Source organism: Paenibacillus sp. JDR-2 (assembly GCF_000023585.1).
GTDB lineage: Bacteria > Bacillota > Bacilli > Paenibacillales > Paenibacillaceae > Pristimantibacillus.
The window spans coordinates 4,104,755-4,120,408 of sequence record NC_012914.1 but is presented as its reverse complement, the minus strand read 5'-3'; the positions used below and the strand labels follow the sequence as shown (position 1 = coordinate 4,120,408).

The 15,654-nt window shown below is 49.5% G+C and carries 11 protein-coding genes; 9 read left to right on the top strand and 2 right to left on the bottom strand.

All coding sequences use genetic code 11. The features are described 5' to 3' along the window. Positions 1 to 2: 2 nt before the first annotated feature. Positions 3 to 857 carry a helix-turn-helix transcriptional regulator gene (locus PJDR2_RS18210; protein WP_015845187.1) on the bottom strand — a complete coding sequence of 285 codons (855 nt, stop codon included), beginning with the start codon at positions 855 to 857 and terminating at the stop codon, positions 3 to 5. Between the two features lie 171 nt (positions 858 to 1,028). Here PJDR2_RS18210 and PJDR2_RS18205 point away from each other — a divergent pair, with 171 nt between their 5' ends. The 9 genes from PJDR2_RS18205 (at position 1,029) to PJDR2_RS18165 (ending at position 14,319) form a co-directional block, all read left to right on the top strand. After that, positions 1,029 to 3,413, top strand: a complete 2,385-nt coding sequence (locus PJDR2_RS18205; protein WP_015845186.1) for an alpha-L-arabinofuranosidase C-terminal domain-containing protein — start codon at positions 1,029 to 1,031, stop codon at positions 3,411 to 3,413. 94 nt (positions 3,414 to 3,507) lie between these two features. Continuing rightward, entirely contained in the window at positions 3,508 to 5,271 is a 1,764-nt protein-coding gene (locus tag PJDR2_RS18200; protein WP_041613505.1) for a cache domain-containing sensor histidine kinase, read from the top strand. After that, positions 5,246 to 6,697, top strand: coding sequence for a response regulator transcription factor (locus tag PJDR2_RS18195; RefSeq protein WP_015845184.1), 1,452 nt, complete (start codon positions 5,246 to 5,248; stop codon positions 6,695 to 6,697). Before PJDR2_RS18200 ends, PJDR2_RS18195 begins: the two co-directional genes overlap by 26 nt. 116 nt (positions 6,698 to 6,813) lie before the next feature. Next, positions 6,814 to 8,556, top strand: coding sequence for an extracellular solute-binding protein (locus PJDR2_RS18190; protein ID WP_015845183.1), 1,743 nt, complete (start codon positions 6,814 to 6,816; stop codon positions 8,554 to 8,556). Between the two features lie 87 nt (positions 8,557 to 8,643). Beyond that, a complete protein-coding gene (locus PJDR2_RS18185; RefSeq protein ID WP_015845182.1) occupies positions 8,644 to 9,600 on the top strand; it encodes an ABC transporter permease in 957 nt (318 codons plus the stop codon). 14 nt (positions 9,601 to 9,614) lie between these two features. Continuing rightward, positions 9,615 to 10,538: a carbohydrate ABC transporter permease gene (locus PJDR2_RS18180; protein WP_015845181.1), complete on the top strand. Its 924-nt coding sequence runs from the start codon at positions 9,615 to 9,617 to the stop codon at positions 10,536 to 10,538. A 31-nt stretch (positions 10,539 to 10,569) separates the two neighbouring features. Then, a complete protein-coding gene (locus tag PJDR2_RS18175) occupies positions 10,570 to 11,493 on the top strand; it encodes a family 43 glycosylhydrolase (RefSeq protein ID WP_015845180.1) in 924 nt (307 codons plus the stop codon). A gap of 171 nt (positions 11,494 to 11,664) precedes the next feature. Continuing rightward, the gene (locus PJDR2_RS18170; protein ID WP_015845179.1) at positions 11,665 to 12,648 is read left to right on the top strand and encodes an ABC transporter substrate-binding protein; all 984 of its coding nucleotides are present in this window, start codon (positions 11,665 to 11,667) and stop codon (positions 12,646 to 12,648) included. Between the two features lie 102 nt (positions 12,649 to 12,750). After that, positions 12,751 to 14,319 (top strand): AraC family transcriptional regulator, encoded by a 1,569-nt coding sequence (locus PJDR2_RS18165; protein ID WP_015845178.1) that lies wholly within the window; start codon positions 12,751 to 12,753, stop codon positions 14,317 to 14,319. Between the two features lie 22 nt (positions 14,320 to 14,341). On the opposite strand, the gene PJDR2_RS18160 is transcribed toward PJDR2_RS18165, so the two are convergent. Beyond that, positions 14,342 to 15,628, bottom strand: coding sequence for an epoxide hydrolase family protein (locus PJDR2_RS18160; protein ID WP_015845177.1), 1,287 nt, complete (start codon positions 15,626 to 15,628; stop codon positions 14,342 to 14,344). Positions 15,629 to 15,654: the final 26 nt, after the last annotated feature.

The following is a 15,654-nucleotide window of genomic DNA, read 5'->3' as shown; positions in this document are numbered from 1 at the left end:
CATCAGGAGTGAATCAGGTTGGCACAAAATTGACTTAAGCTATGTCCGGTTTTCTTTTTAAACATGCGGCCAAAGGTATGGACATCCGAATAACCGACGCGTTCGGCAATTTCGCTGATTGTAAGGTTGGAATGGATAGCCAGCTCTTTGGCTTTATTTATTCGCAGCCAGGTTAAATACTGCATTGGGGACATGCCCATATATTTGCGGAATACGAGCAGCAGGTAGTTTTTGCTCCAGCCGCTAAGCTCTTCTAATTCCTTGAGCTGTACATCCCGGTCATAGTGTTCGTGCAGATAATTTTTAACAAGCACAATTTGAGGTTTATTCGAGGCATCGTTTTTAGCTTGAGAATGTTCCTTGTTACTCTGGGAAGCTTCTGACAGGATGCGCATCAGCAGGCTTTGGCATTGCATTTGATGAATCAAACCAGGCTGTCTGTAAGAAGTGACCAGTTCGGATAGCATGTTATCGATGGGATGGTCGGAAAAGTTGCCGAGGTAATGCTCGCTTTCATACAACTCGGGGATTGGAAATGGTGAGAGGCCAAAGTGAAAAACAATGGAGATGCAAACGTACGGCTCCGAGGAATGAGGAAGAATGGAGTGCCGTTCCATGGGGCGATGAAAGAGCAGATCTCCGCGCGTTGTCGTATAAGGCGTGTCTTCGATTGGGTAGTCCGCTATGCCGTCAACGACATATTGAAGGACATACTGCTTCATCTCCCTGTTGTGTATTGCCCAATTGCTTGGGGCTGAGAACATATGGGCAAGCGTAATGTAAGGCGGAAAATAGTAATCGGGCAAGATTCCGATCGTTTCATTCGGCCCAAGCCCGGCAAGCTTGTAGTGATCCATTACGTATTCAGCTCCTCATTGAGATGATGCTGAAGGAATTATACCAGATCTGCCGGGTTGTTCTCTATGGATAGCAGGATAGGTCAGTTATAAGGCAGGATAATGAATTGTTTTCGCAGGCGCTACTCCTTAGAATCTTAAGAAAAAGAGGGCAAAGGAGATTTAATCGACATGAGCACACAGCCGGCATTAACGATACGCACACAAGAACGAGGCGCGGAATTAGGCGACTTGTTTGGCATATTTTTCGAGGATCTGAATCATGCGGCGGATGGGGGACTCTACGCGGAGCTTGTTCGGAACCGTTCCTTTGAATTTGATCCGATCGATCATCCCGATTACCATGCTTTAATGGCCTGGGAAAAGGTGGAAAGAGGCGGCGGACAGACGGAAATTACAATCGGGGAAAGCCATCCGATTAACGCGCGTAACCCTCATTATGCGGTAATAGATATTGTTGCGGAGGGTAATGGCGTTGGGCTTATGAACCTTGGTTTCAACAGCGGTATTCCCGTCAAGCAAGGAGACCGTTATTTATTTTCGATATTTGCGCGGCGTGACGCCAGCTCCCAAGAACCTCTGACCGTCACAATCGAAGGGATAGACGGTTCCGTTTACGGCGAAGCTGTCATTGAGGTGAAGTCGGCTGAATGGACAAAATACGAGGCTGTAATAACGTCCACTGCAACGGATAAGGGTTGCCGTCTTGTTCTTGTGACAAGAGGGCAGGGGAAGCTGTACCTCGATATGGTATCCCTTTTCCCGGAGAAGACGTATCTTAACCGGCCTGGCGGATTAAGAGAGGATATTGCGAAGCTGCTCGCCGACCTGAAGCCAAAGTTTATGCGTTTCCCTGGCGGCTGCCTCGTGCATGACGGTTCCTTGAACCCGGATGACAGGAACTCCATGTACCGGTGGAAAAACACGATTGGCCCCGTTGAGCAAAGACCGGCTAGAAGGAACAACTGGCGCTATAATCAGACGCTTGGCCTCGGCTATTACGAATATTTTCAATTATGCGAGGACATTGGAGCCAAGCCAATCCCGATTCTGCCGGGCGGATACGATCCGCATCACAACCGAATCGTTCCGATCGAAGAGCTGTCGCCATGGATTCAAGATGCGCTTGATCTCATCGAGTTTGCTAATGGCGATGCTTCAACTACGTGGGGAGCGATTCGCGCGGAGCTGGGTCACCCGGAGCCGTTCGGGCTTGAGTATATCGGAATCGGCAACGAAGAAGTGGGAGAGCCGTTCTTTGAACGTTACCCGTACTTCCATCGCGCCATTAAAGAGAAGTATCCGAATATCAAAGTTATAAATTCCTCAGGCCCGTTCGCCGCAGGAACGGAATATGAACGCGGCTGGCAATCTGCGAGAGAGCATCAGTCGGATCTGGTGGACGAGCATTATTACAGCTCGCCGGAATGGTTTCTGGCCAACTACCATCGGTACGACAACTTTAAAGCGGATGACCCGAAAGTCTTTCTGGGCGAATACGCCTCCTGGGGGAACACGTATTACAACGCGCTTGCCGAAGCGGCTTACATGACGGGGCTTGAGAAAAACGCGCATGCCGTAGGACTTGCCTGCTATGCACCGCTCCTGTGCAACGTCGATTACGTGAACTGGAAACCGGATATGATCTGGTTCAACAATCATGAGGTTTACGGCACGCCTAACTATTATGTGCAGCAGCTGTTTATGCATCATCAAGGGGATCAGCTTTTAACAATCGAAGCGAGTGGTCTGGAAGCTGCTCCTCACAATATGAAGATGCCGATTAACGGCGTTTTATCCCTGGAGACGGACCGCTGCTCCTTCCGTTATTGGGATATCGTACTGGTGAACAACGATAACGGGGAAGTAAAAGAGCTGAACGGAGGCTTGCCTTGCACGCTCTCCGATACGGAAGAAGACAGAATAAACGGGACGTCGATCCGGACAATCGATCTAGGAGATACGGATTGGGAGAACTATACGATAACCCTGAAAGCCCAAAGAATCAGCGGACCTAAAGGCTTTAATCTCAAGTTTGGACAAACGGACGAGAAGAATAAGCGGATCTGGGAGTTTGGCGGCTGGCAGAATCAGGATTCCATTATTGCTTCCAATATCAATGGAAGAGGCTCCGTCCTCACCCAAAGCATTTTTAACGTAGAAGATCATAAAGAATACAGCTTGAAATTGGAGGTATCGGGTCGTCAGATCCGCGCCTGGATTAATGGTGAACTATACAATGAAACAGAAGATACGCTGCCGCTTATCGAGCCATTGTATTATTCCGCCAGCTATGATCGGGCAACCGGCGATGCCATCATTAAGGTTGTGAATGTGCAGGACAGCTCGGTTAGCGCTGACGTTGTGCTTGCAGATTTACGGAAACCGCTCCTGAACATTGATGTCTACGAAATGTCCGGCCATTCGCTGGATGAAGAGAATACATTCGAAACGCCTGACCGAGTAGCTCCAAAGCAGAACCAATTCCGTGCCCAAGGCAACCGTTTTGCGTACGATTTTCCCAAGCATTCCATTACGGTATTCAGAGTGAAATAAAGCAAGTCTTCAAAAAAATCGCCTTAAAAAGCGGTTTTTTTGTTGTTTCTTCTGTTAGAGGATCATACAGCCGCTATTCGAAAAGGGGAACGTTATGCTGAACCGGATATGGAAGCCCAGCTTGATGAGGCAAATCTTGATTTTGATTGCGCTTATGCTGGTCACGCTGCTTATTACTTATATCATTACGAACCGTATTGCCCAGCAAATTATCGAACGGAAGGTCACCGCATCCGTTAATACCATCTTGCAACAGGTCAACGAGAAGATGACGAGCTTTGACGGCGACATGCAAGGAATATCCACCTTCTTGTTTTACAGCCCTACCGTACAGACCTATATCAATACGGACGATATGCTGGACCGGGTATTGATGAACCGCGAAGTGCTGTCTGTATTCGCCAACACGATGTCGATGAAATCCAATATAAGGGGAATTCAGCTATACGACCGGAGCGGGAAGCTAATGACAAGGCTTGGCGAGGGTCAGGACGAGACGACGGCTCCCGTGCAGACGATGTCCTATTCCGGCCTGGTTAATCTGGATGACCGCCCGACGGAGCATTTTTACATTATTACGGCTCCAATCTACGGACTGGACAGCAACCATATCGCAACGGAATACCGGGGGACCGGCCGATACGTGATGGATGTCTCTAACCTGAGTCCGATTCTGAGGAGCGCAAAAGTTACGGCCAACTCCCGGGTTATGTTGCTCGACCGGAATGATCATATCTTAACCAGCGAAGGCAAGGTGTCCAGCAGCGACTCGGTGAACGTAGGCAAGTGGAAGGCAAACTCGAAATTTATCGTCCAGTCGATTACGCTTGCTCCTTCCGGCTGGAAGCTGATCAGTATCATTCCGAAGAGCGAGCTGCTTAATGAGCTGGGAACGGTCAAACGGATCAATATCACCACCTACGCGATTATGTTCGGCATTTTGTGTATGTTCCTGCTTATTTTCTTCACCCGAATTCTGAAGCCGATTAAATCGTTGATGGATTTCATCAAGTCCTATCCGAAAAACGGTGAGGATAGCCGCTATCAGGTCGTTCACAAAAACGAGATTGGCGTGCTTGGCCAAAAGCTGAATAATATGCTGGACGATATAAGCGAGCTGAGCGATGAGGTCCGCTCTACCCAAATCCGGATGCTGGAAATTGAGCTGGCCAAAAAACAGATGGAAATATCGGCTTTCCGGAATCAGATCAATCCGCATTTTCTCTATAACACGCTGGAAAGCATCCGCGCCATGGCCTTTTACCATGATGTCCGAGATATTGCGGATATTTCGGAATCTCTGTCGCGCATGTTCCGCTATGCGGTGAAAGGGAGCAATTTTGTGACGATTGCGGAGGAGCTGGCCCATATTAGGGAATATGCGAGAATAATAGATTTCCGCTTCAGAGGGCGGTTTAAGATCGTTATCCGCTGCGATGAGGATTTGTTGAACGAAACGATGCTCAAAATGCTGCTGCAGCCGCTTGTTGAAAACGCGGTATTTCATGGGCTGGAGAGGAAGCTGGGTGAAGGCGAAGTGTTGATCGATATTCATAAGTCCGCCGATCACCGGATCAGGGTTCTTGTTCAAGATAACGGCTACGGTATGAACGAGTGCCAGCTGCAAGAGTTAAGGGATGGCCTTATCGGCAGCCAGGAATTTGTCTCAGGGGAACAGGGGAAGCAAAAGGGAATCGGAATCTCCAATATCTATAACCGGACGCATTTATTCTATGGCGAAGCTGCTTCGCTTGAGGTTGACAGCGTGTTAAATGAAGGGACGAGCGTCAGGATTTCTTTCCCGCCGCACGTCGTCGAGGGAGGAACCGAACATGTATCGCGTGTTAATCGTGGATGATGAGCCTTGGGTAGCCTACGGCATTTCGAAGCTTATTGATTGGGAAACGGAAGGGTATCAGGTTATTGGCCAAGCTTACGATGGTTCGTCGGCTTTGCGGTTTATTGAGGAGCATCGTCCCGAAGTGGTTGTCTCGGATATCCGGATGCCGGGGCTTAATGGGATTGAATTGCTGAATGAAATAGCCAAGCAGAAGCTGGGGACGGAAGTTATCCTCGCAAGCGGGTATTCCGAGTTTGAATATGCCCAGCAGGCTTTGCGGCTTGGCGCATTTGATTATTTGCTGAAGCAAATCGAGAAGGAACAGCTGCTCGAAACGATCATGCGTCTGAGAGGCCATTTGGAGCAGAAAAAGCTGGATGCCGGCGACCCCGATGCACCGCTGAACGATTTGTTCGAGCTGCTGGATGCCGACGGCAATACCACGATTGGTCAGTATCTATGCAACCGGGGAATGAAGCCGGAGCATTCGAATGTTCTGCTAATCAATGCTGTATTTTGGTATGCCACGGTTACGGATTCCTCCGAGAGAGTTGCGAAATTGTCAGGGATGGATGCCCATGTCATGAGGACAGGCTCAAACAAGCTGTCCTATATTCTCCTTTATGATGAAGCAGCGCATTCTGCTGATCTGCTGGATTTTATAACCGGCAATCTCAAGGATGCAAGCCATATCGGTATCAGTATGCCGTCGGATTTGTCGTATCCGCTCTCCAAGGTGTTTCATGCGGCAGATATCGCGTTATTCACTTCATGCTTTTATCCGGATCACCGCATTGTCCGTTATAAAGAGCATGAGGCAACGGCCGCCGGGATCTCGGGAACTATGCTGCAGTTGGAGCTGAGCATGAAAGAACGCAAGCTGACGGGTATGCAGGAATGCCTTCAGCGGCTTATGGAGCAGTGCCGAGGCATGCAGCTGGATCAATTCGCTAGCGTGTACAATCAGATCATCTCGCTTATTCATAAATATTACAGCCAAGCAAGTTCACAGCAGGATATTGAATTTCTGACTTGCGATCAGCTGGCAAGGATCTATTCTTCGATAGATGCCGTATTCGAGAGGTTGAAAAATGGCTTCGAGCTTGAAGGTACGCCTGATCTCCCGGTTATAAGCGGGCAGGTCAAAGCCGTAATGGACTATATCGATACAAGCTTTACGGAGGATATTATGCTGGGCGCAATCGCCAAACGTTTTAATCTGAGCCTCAGCTATCTTAGCTTCCTGATTAAGAAGGAGGCGGGAACCTCTTATTCGGACTATATTACGGGCAAAAGAATCGCGCTAGCAAAAGAGCTGCTGAAGGAAAGCTCTATATCCGTTCACGAGGTTGTGGAGCGTGTCGGCTACAAGGACTATTTTCATTTCAACAAGCTGTTTAAAAAACATGTCGGGCTAACGCCAAGCAAGTTCAGAAAAATATGAAAGCGCTATCTACAATCCGCACCAATTTGCAAAATTACAAACATATGGCTGAGGGCTGGATTCAACTATCATGGGAAGGGTAAGAGCCATTACAAGTCTTAAGGGGGAACAAAGGTATGAGAAAGCATTACAGCTTGTGGACGGTCATGCTATTGTCTTGTTCGATAGCGCTTTCAGCCTGCAGTTCGAATCAACCGAATAACAGCCAGGAAGGGACGAATAACGAGGTATCCAATTCCGCGGAACCGTCCTCCTCAAGCGGCGCGGCGGAGAATACTGCTCCGGTCAAGCTGACGTGGTTCTCTGACGTAAGCGGATGGAATCCGCCGTCGCCATGGAATTCGGATCCCAATTCGGTAGAAGGGACCATTACAAGCAAGACCGGTTTATCGTTCGAATTCAACATTCCGGCTCAGGATGCGGGAACGAAATTAAGCCTGATGCTGGTCTCGTCCAATAAGCTGCCGGACATCATGACGCTGACGGACGGCACGCTGGAGAAGAAGCTGATTGACGCGGACAAAGTATGGAATCTGGATGAATTTCTGAAGAAATATAATCCGTCCTCTCCGCTGCTGACGAATTTTCCGCAGGATCTGAAGCAAGCCTTAACCGAGCGCGACGGCGGCTGGTACGCTTATCCGAGCCATATGGATACGCAGGATGCCCGGGAGATCTATCCGCCTTCCAGCGAATTTTATTCGGATGCCGCGAAGTTCCGGAATAACAACTCGATTATGTTCAATCAGGAAATTATGAAGCAAGCCGGCATTACCGAAGAGGACCTGAAGACCGAAGACGGCGTGCTTGCCGCTTACGAGAAAGTGAAGGGCTTAAAGATCGATGGCACTCCGGTAATTCCGCTGCTGATCGACGGGAAGAACTATCAGGGCTTATCGGTTGGCGGAACAGGGCATGGCGGTACGCTAGGCACGCTGGAAGCGATGTTTGGCGTTATGCCGGTCGATAAAGACGGCAATTACCGAGATGTGATCCTGGCACCGGAAACGAAGCATGCGCTTGATTTCCTGTACAAAGCGGCCAAAGCAGGAGCCTTTGATCCAAGCCAGATGACGGTGGATGATACCTCGACAAAAGCATCGGTCAAATCCGGCCGCGTATTCAGTTTTATCGGCAACTCGGCCAATACCGGATTTACGGACGAGAACGCGGTTGGCACCTGGGTTACGCCCGGTCCGATGATGTCGAGCGAGGGAACAAAGCCGGTAGCAGGACGTTCCTTGAAAGCAGGCACGGGCTGGATGAATACGTTTATTTCGAAGGATGCGCCTAACCCGGAGCGAATTGCCAAATGGCTTGATTTCATGACCAGCGACGAAGGGCTGCTGCTTAACTATTACGGCTTCGAAGGAAGCGACTATACGCTGGACGCAAACGGACTTGCGGTGCAGACCGAGCAAGGTCTGAAGGATGCGGCGGATTATTCCAAAACTGGCGTATTTGCCTTCTGGCCGTTCCACAATATTGCTTGGCATGACCATGCAACGGTTGCTCCTACCTCCAATAAAGGAGCGGACAGCGTAATGGCGATGCAGGTGCAGACCACAATCGGCAAAAACTCGGAAATTTACGATACATCGGCATTAAGCATGCCTAGCAACTTTATTGAAGCCGGCAGCAAGCTGGCGAACGATCAACTGCAAATCAAGACTTACCTGGAAGCCCAAATCTCCAAAATCGTATTGGCTAAAGACGATGCATCCAGAGATAAGCTCTATGACGATATGATCGCTCAGGTGAAGAAGATGGGAATCGAAGATATCAATGCGAAAATCAACGAGCAGTTCCATAAGCAGCAGGAAAGCTACGGTACAACCATTAAAGGCATCAATTCTTAATTCTTAAGTAAGGGATGAAGGGGGCCGTGTCAAAGCCGAGTCGAAAGCTTCGGCACGGTCCTCCCTTGAGCAGGAGGGAGTCAGCTGATGAATCCGTCGGATAAAAAAAAGAAGAAACAAAAGGGCTACGCGCTGCAATCCGACTTGCGAACGCAGACCGAGCTAGCGGTTATGATTGGGCCTGGCGTGATCTCCATTATCGTATTCAGCTTTTTGCCGCTGTTTGGTCTGCTGATGGCTTTCAAGCATTATGATCCGATCAGCGGCGTTAAAGGGATTTTCACAAGCCCATGGAATCATTTCGATAACTTCAAGCTTATTTTTGACAACTTTCAATTTTGGCCCATGATCAAAAACACGCTAGGCATAAATCTGATCGGATCGCTTGTCGGCATACCCGTTACGATTATTTTCGCTTTGCTGCTTAACGAAATCGTCAGTACCAGGTTCAAATCGGCTATTCAGACGATTACCTACTTGCCGCATTTCTTGTCCTGGGTTATATATGGCGGCTTGTATATTACGCTTCTGAATCCGCAGGAAGGGATTATAAACTATTTGCTGGTCCATCTGCATCTGGTGAAGGAGCCGCTCCAATTTCTGTCCGATCCAAGCTATTTCTGGGGTCTGGCAATCGTGACGAATCTGCTGAAGGATCTCGGATGGGGAGCAATTCTATACTTGGCCGCGATGGCCGGCGTCGACCAATCGTTATACGAAGCGGCGGCAATCGACGGAGCGGGACGGTTCAAAAAAATGTTCCATATTACGTTGCCCGGCATCATGCCAACTTTAATGATTATGATTATTTTCGCGGTAAGCGGCATGCTGAACAATAACTTTACGCAAATCTATGTCTTGCAGAACTCCTTGAACCTGCCTGCGAGCCAGGTTATCGATACGTACGTCTATCAGACGGGCCTATTGAATTTCCAGTTCGATGTCGCAACGGCTATCGGATTAATGAAGTCCGTTCTTGCGCTTGTCCTTCTAGTGGGAGCTAACTATGCTTCGAAAAAAATTACAAAATCAGGTCTGTTCTAAGGAGGCATCCCGGTATGGTTGGAGGAAAGTCTCTAGGAGACCGTACATTTTTCGTTACGAATACAGTAATCATGGTCGTGATCATGATTGTGACCGTATATCCTTTTTGGTACGCCATTATCAGTTCCCTGAACAGCGGGATTGATCTGCAGCGCGGACCGGTGTTTCTATGGCCTCGCATTTTTACTTGGGCGAGCTGGCGCGCGGTTCTGGCCGACCCTGGTCTGCTCAGCGCAGCTTGGATTACGATATCCCGTACGGCGTTCGTAACGATCATCTCGATTTTTTATACGGCGATGTTCGCTTACGCCTTCTCGCGTCCCTACTTAAAGTGGAGAAAATGGTATATGGCGCTTGGATTTACGAGCATGTATTTCAGCGGCGGCCTTATCCCGTCTTTTCTATTGATCAACTGGCTCCATCTCTATGATAATTATTGGGTATACATTATTCCTTCTTTGTTTGGAGGCTTCTGGAACGTTATTATTCTGAATGCGAATTACAAAGCGATTCCGGATGCTTTGTTTGAATCCGCCAAGCTGGACGGGGCAAGCGAATTCTCGATTTTCCTGCGCCTCGTTCTGCCTCTGTCCAAGCCGGTATTGGCGGCATTGTCGATCTTTACGGCGGTCGGAATCTGGAACGATTACGGAACAACGCTTTATTTTACGCAGTCCAATGACCTCCAGACCCTGCAGTATTTGATTCTGAAGCTGCTTCAGACAAGCTCGGCGGTAGAGCAGCTGTCAAGCTCGGCCTCGCTGTCCAATCCCGCGGTATCCGAGCTGCTGTCTCTGGCGCAAGGACAAGGAGAGATTACGTCGCGTACGATCGAATTAGCCTCCATGGTAATCGCGTCGATTCCGATGATTGTCATGTACCCGTTTGCGCAGCGGTTCTTTATTTCGGGCGTATTGCTAGGATCGGTAAAAGGTTAATTCCAACTGGAAACGGAGAGGAACAGCGGCTATGAAAGCACCTTTATTCAGAGATCCGATCTATGACGGGGCAACGGATCCTACGGTCATCTATAACCGGGAAACAAAAGAATGGTGGATGGTTTATACGAGCAGACGGGCAACGGCTGAAGGGCCTGGGGTCGCTTGGGTGCATGGCTCCGATCTTGGAGTCGCCACGTCTGCGGATGGCGGACGGAGCTGGGTTTACCGGGGGACGTTGCCAGGGCTTGATTTCGAGTGGGGGCGCAATACGTTCTGGGCACCGGAAATCTATTGGCATGATGGCATCTATCATATGTACGTCAGCTATATTCAAGGCATCCGGGTGCAGTGGACGGGAGATCGCCGGATTATTCATTATACGAGCAAAAACCTGATCGACTGGCAGTTGGAAGGACCGCTCTCGCTAAGCTCGAATCGCGTGATTGACGTATGCGTCCATGAGCTTCCGGGAGGAGGCTTCCGGATGTGGTATAAGGATGAAGAGCATGGATCGGCTACTTACGCGGCGGACAGCGAGGATTTGTACCATTGGCATAGCGCCAGACCCGTACTTACGCATCGCGGGCATGAAGGACCAAATGTATTCCGGTTCAAGGGCAGCTATTGGATGATTATCGACGAATGGAGAGGCCAAGGCGTTTACCGCTCCGATAACTTGGACAATTGGGAGCGGAACGGGATGATTCTCGAAACTCCAGGCGTTCGGAAGGATGACGCATGGATTGGCCATCATGCGGATGTAGTCGTCTCCGGGGACGAAGCGTATGTCTTTTATTTCACTCATCCGGGACGTTACGGGATGCAAGAGGGAGCAAAAGAAGGATACGAGCAGCGCCGGTCATCCGTTCAAGCAGCACGGCTCGATGTGCGGGACGGGATTCTCGTATGCGACCGCGACGAGGATTTTGAGATGAACTTGATAGCGGAATAAAAGAATGAAGCAAGAACTATTCCTGACTTTTGGCCGGGAATAGTTCTTTTATTTTTGTGAAAAAATAGCAATCACACATTTGATAGAATAGGATCACAGTTTTGTCCATTTTATTAGAGAGTAAAGTCATTTAAATTTATATGAGAACGATTATCATTACTGGAGGTTACTATGAACCGCTTTTATCAAACGTCTGTCTGGAGCGTGATCCTGCTTATTATGCTGGTTGCGGCAGGCTGCTCCAATTCGAACAAACCTGCTAATAACGCCGCTTCTGCTGAGGCAACCGTAGCTCCTACTCCGGAAGCATCGGTTGAGCCGGCTACACGCGCTTATAAGGATGCAACGGGCAAGGAGCTGCAAATTCCTTCTCAGCCTCAAAAAATCGCAGCGATTAACTATGTTGGGGATCTGCTTGCCTTAGGTGTTAAACCTGCCTATACAACCGATTATAATTTGACGACGTACGGAGAACTGTTATCCGGCGCCAAGTCGGTTGGAGACCGTCCGGTCAATGTGGAAAGCGTCACGGCTGCCGCTCCGGACCTTATTATTACGGACGATACGGGCGATGACTCGGAATATAGTCAATTAGCGAAGATTGCTCCAACCGCCAAGCTTGCTTTCTGGTCCCCGGATCCCTACGAGCATCTGAACAGCCTGGCAACGATGCTTGGCAAGGAAGAAGAAGCGGCAAGCTGGATTTCCGCTTATGAAGCGAAAGCCAAAACGGCAAAGGATGAGATCGGCAAACAGATTCAACCGGGCGAAACCGGTCTGCTTCTTATTGTTTCCGGGCAGGACATGGGGGTCTCCGGCGTTCGCAACGGCGGCTTCACGTTATACCGTCAGCTTGGCTTTACTCCTCCCGCGAAGCTGCAGCCGCTGCTGGACAAAGACGAGAACTTTGGCTGGGAGACGGTAACGCTTGAAGGATTGGCCGACATTAACCCGGATCATTTGTTCGTGGAGATGGACGACGCTTCGGAAGTAACGAAGCAGACCTTCGATAAGCTGATGAAGAGCGAAGTGCTGAAAGGCCTTAACGCCTCCAAAAAAAATCAAATCTATACGGTAACGAATCAATGGGGACTTGGCGATGCGACCTCATTAAACGCGCAGCTCGACGAAGCTTTGGCTCAATTTAAAAAGTAATGGAAAAAAGGTCCTTCAACTTCATGGTTGAAGGACCTTTCGTTTTCGTATACGATCAATTTATATGATCCGATAACGGTTCTCAATTAAGGTGGGAATTAAATGTTTTACAGCATGCTGAAGCTTGAGGAGAAAAATCTGCCGCCGGATGGCAAGGACGTCATAAGCGGAAGCAGTTACCGGTTGGTAGCCTTCCTGGAAGGACGAGGAACGGTATGGCTTGACCGGCAGGAATATTCGGTCAGCAAGGAGGAATGCATGCTCGCAAGTCCCGATATGACCATGACGATTTCGAATGGATCCACGACCGGGCTTCGATACTATGAGCTTACGTTCCAGCCAATCCGCAGCACGGAAGCGGCGCCAACGATGGCTATTCCGTCGTCATCAATCGGACCATTGCAATGCCAGCCTTTTGCTCAATTGCTTGAATATATAGCGGATCTGCTTCCGCGGCAGATGACCGGCGAATTCCAATTGTTCAAGAAGCATGTCCGTTTTCAGGAGCTGCTTCTCTTTCTGCTGGAACAGAATCAGGAGGAATACCGGGAGCAAGGCAGCCTTCTTGCCGTAGAACGGACGATAAAAGAGCTTCAGACGAAATATAAAGAGCCCTTTTCGCTAGAGCAGCTTGCGAAGCAAGCCAAGCTAGGCGTCTGGCAGTACAGGCAGTTATTCAAGAAGCTGACCGGCAGCAATCCGAAGGAATATATCACCAAGCTGCGAATCGACCGGGCGAAGGAGCTGCTTTTTGTATCCGACAGGCCGCTGGAGCATATCGCGCAAACGGTCGGATATCAGGATGTGTATTATTTTACCCGTATATTTACGAAGGTTGCGGGCGTCTCTCCAAGGCAGTATCTTCAGATCAAACGGTCCCGGCTACGGATTATCGCGTTCTCGCATCTTGGCGATATTATGGCGCTGGGGATCAAGCCGATTGGTGCCGAGCTTGGATTAATACGCTGGCTGGATCCCAAATATACAAGCGGAATGGAAGGTATTGCCCGCGATTCGACCGGACTGAAGCGTGCAGCGGAATTACAGCCGGATTTAATTATCGTGAACGCTTTTATAGAGCCGGAACTTATTGAAGACCTCAAGAAGATTGCCCCCACACTATCCTTGGAGCTGAAAAGCAACATGCTTCACAATATGAAGCATGTTGCCAAATTGCTGGGCAAGGAAGCCGAGGCAAAAGCCTGGATGGCGGATTATAAGGGGAAGGCCAGGCAAATCAAGGAACAGCTGCAGGCAAGCGAGATGATCGGGAAGAAGGAAACGGCAGTTTTCTATCATGTGGTCAATGAGAGAATCTATGTTTACAAGCCTAATGAAGTGCCGGTCATTTATCAGGTGCTAGGCTTTGACATTCCGTATGCTTTGAAAAAACGGATGCTGACAAGCTCATCCCGGCTGTTTATTCCTATAGAGGAGTTCCCGCAGTATAAAGCGGACCGGATCTTTATCGTTCACGGCAGGATGGACGGGGCAAAAGAAACGTACAAGCGAATCATGGAAAGCGTTGAATGGAGTCTGCTGCCGGCCGTTCGAAACGGAAAGGTCCATAAATTTCCGGACAGCTGGACGCTGGACGGAACAATCGCGCTTTCCTGGCAGCTGGACGGCATTGTTGAATTAATGGAAGGTCAGCCGGAGAATTCTGGCTGACCTTTTTCGTTGTTTAAGATGGTTAACGCAGCTTGCCGAATGCGGACCGGAGTTCGCTTGTAAACAACTCCGGCTGCTCCCAAGCGGCGAAATGCCCGCCTTTATCCAGCACGTTGTAATAGAAAAGCTTAGGATAAGCTTGTTTGGACCAGCTTAATGGCGCTTCGTAGAGCTCGTCGGGGAACACGCTGATCGCAACCGGCAGCTTAACGCCCTTGACGCCAAAGAACGGATATTTATTCTCCCAATAGAGACGAGCCGATGAGATCGCCGTGTTGGTCAGCCAATACAAACTGATGTCATCGAGAATATCGTCTCGCGAGAGCCCACCGGGTTTGCCTCGGAATGCATTTGACATGAGTTTTAGGCTTTTGTCGTCATGATCAAGCATAAAGGCTGCGAGACCAATCGGTGAATCCGCAAGCGCGGTTAACGTTTGCGGCCGGGTGCCCATTAAATCGGCATAGCCGAGATGCTTGTCGAAGGCAGCCAGCTGTTCAAACGCGCGCTTTTCTTCGGAAGTGAGCCCGGCTGGCATCGGATCGCCGCACTGGAGCGTTCTTGCGATGCCAGCCGGAACGGTGCCTGGCATATTGGAATGAATACCGATCAATCCTTCAGGCGCCTGCACCGCCATCAGATCGGTGACTAACGCTCCCCAGTCTCCGCCTTGCGCCACGTATTTGTCATAACCAAGACGCTTCATTAACTCGATCCAGGCACTTGCAATTTTGTCCGGTCCCCAACCGGGCTCCGTCGGCTTTTCGGAGAATCCGTAGCCCGGCAGGGAGGGAATTACCACGTCAAATGCATCGGATGCTTTTCCGCCGTAAGCCGTAGGGTTCGCAAGCGGATCTATAATTTTCATCATCTCGATGAAAGAACCCGGCCAGCCATGCGTAAGGATGATCGGCAAAGCTCCTTTATGCTTCGAGCGGACATGGATAAAATGAATGTCCAAGCCATCGATATTGGTGATGTACTGTGGATAGCCGTTAAGCTTCGCCTCGAATTTCCGCCAATCGTAATCATTAGCCCAATAACGCGCGAGCTCCTTCATCGTGTCCATCTGCGTACCTTGAGATTGGTCCTTGACCGTCTCGCGGTCGGGCCATTCGCTCTCGTTGATTCGCTTGCGCAGCTCGGTCAGCTCGGCTTCCGGTATATGGACTTGAAACGGGCGGATAGCGGTGGATGGGGACGGCTCCGAGACTGCTTTAGGAGTTGGAGCCGCGTAAGCGTTTAGGCTTAAGACCATTAACCCGAGAGAGAGTAGAATCGTTAAGGTTACGCTTAATTTCTTATTCATAAGTAAAAAATCCTTTCGGGTCAACA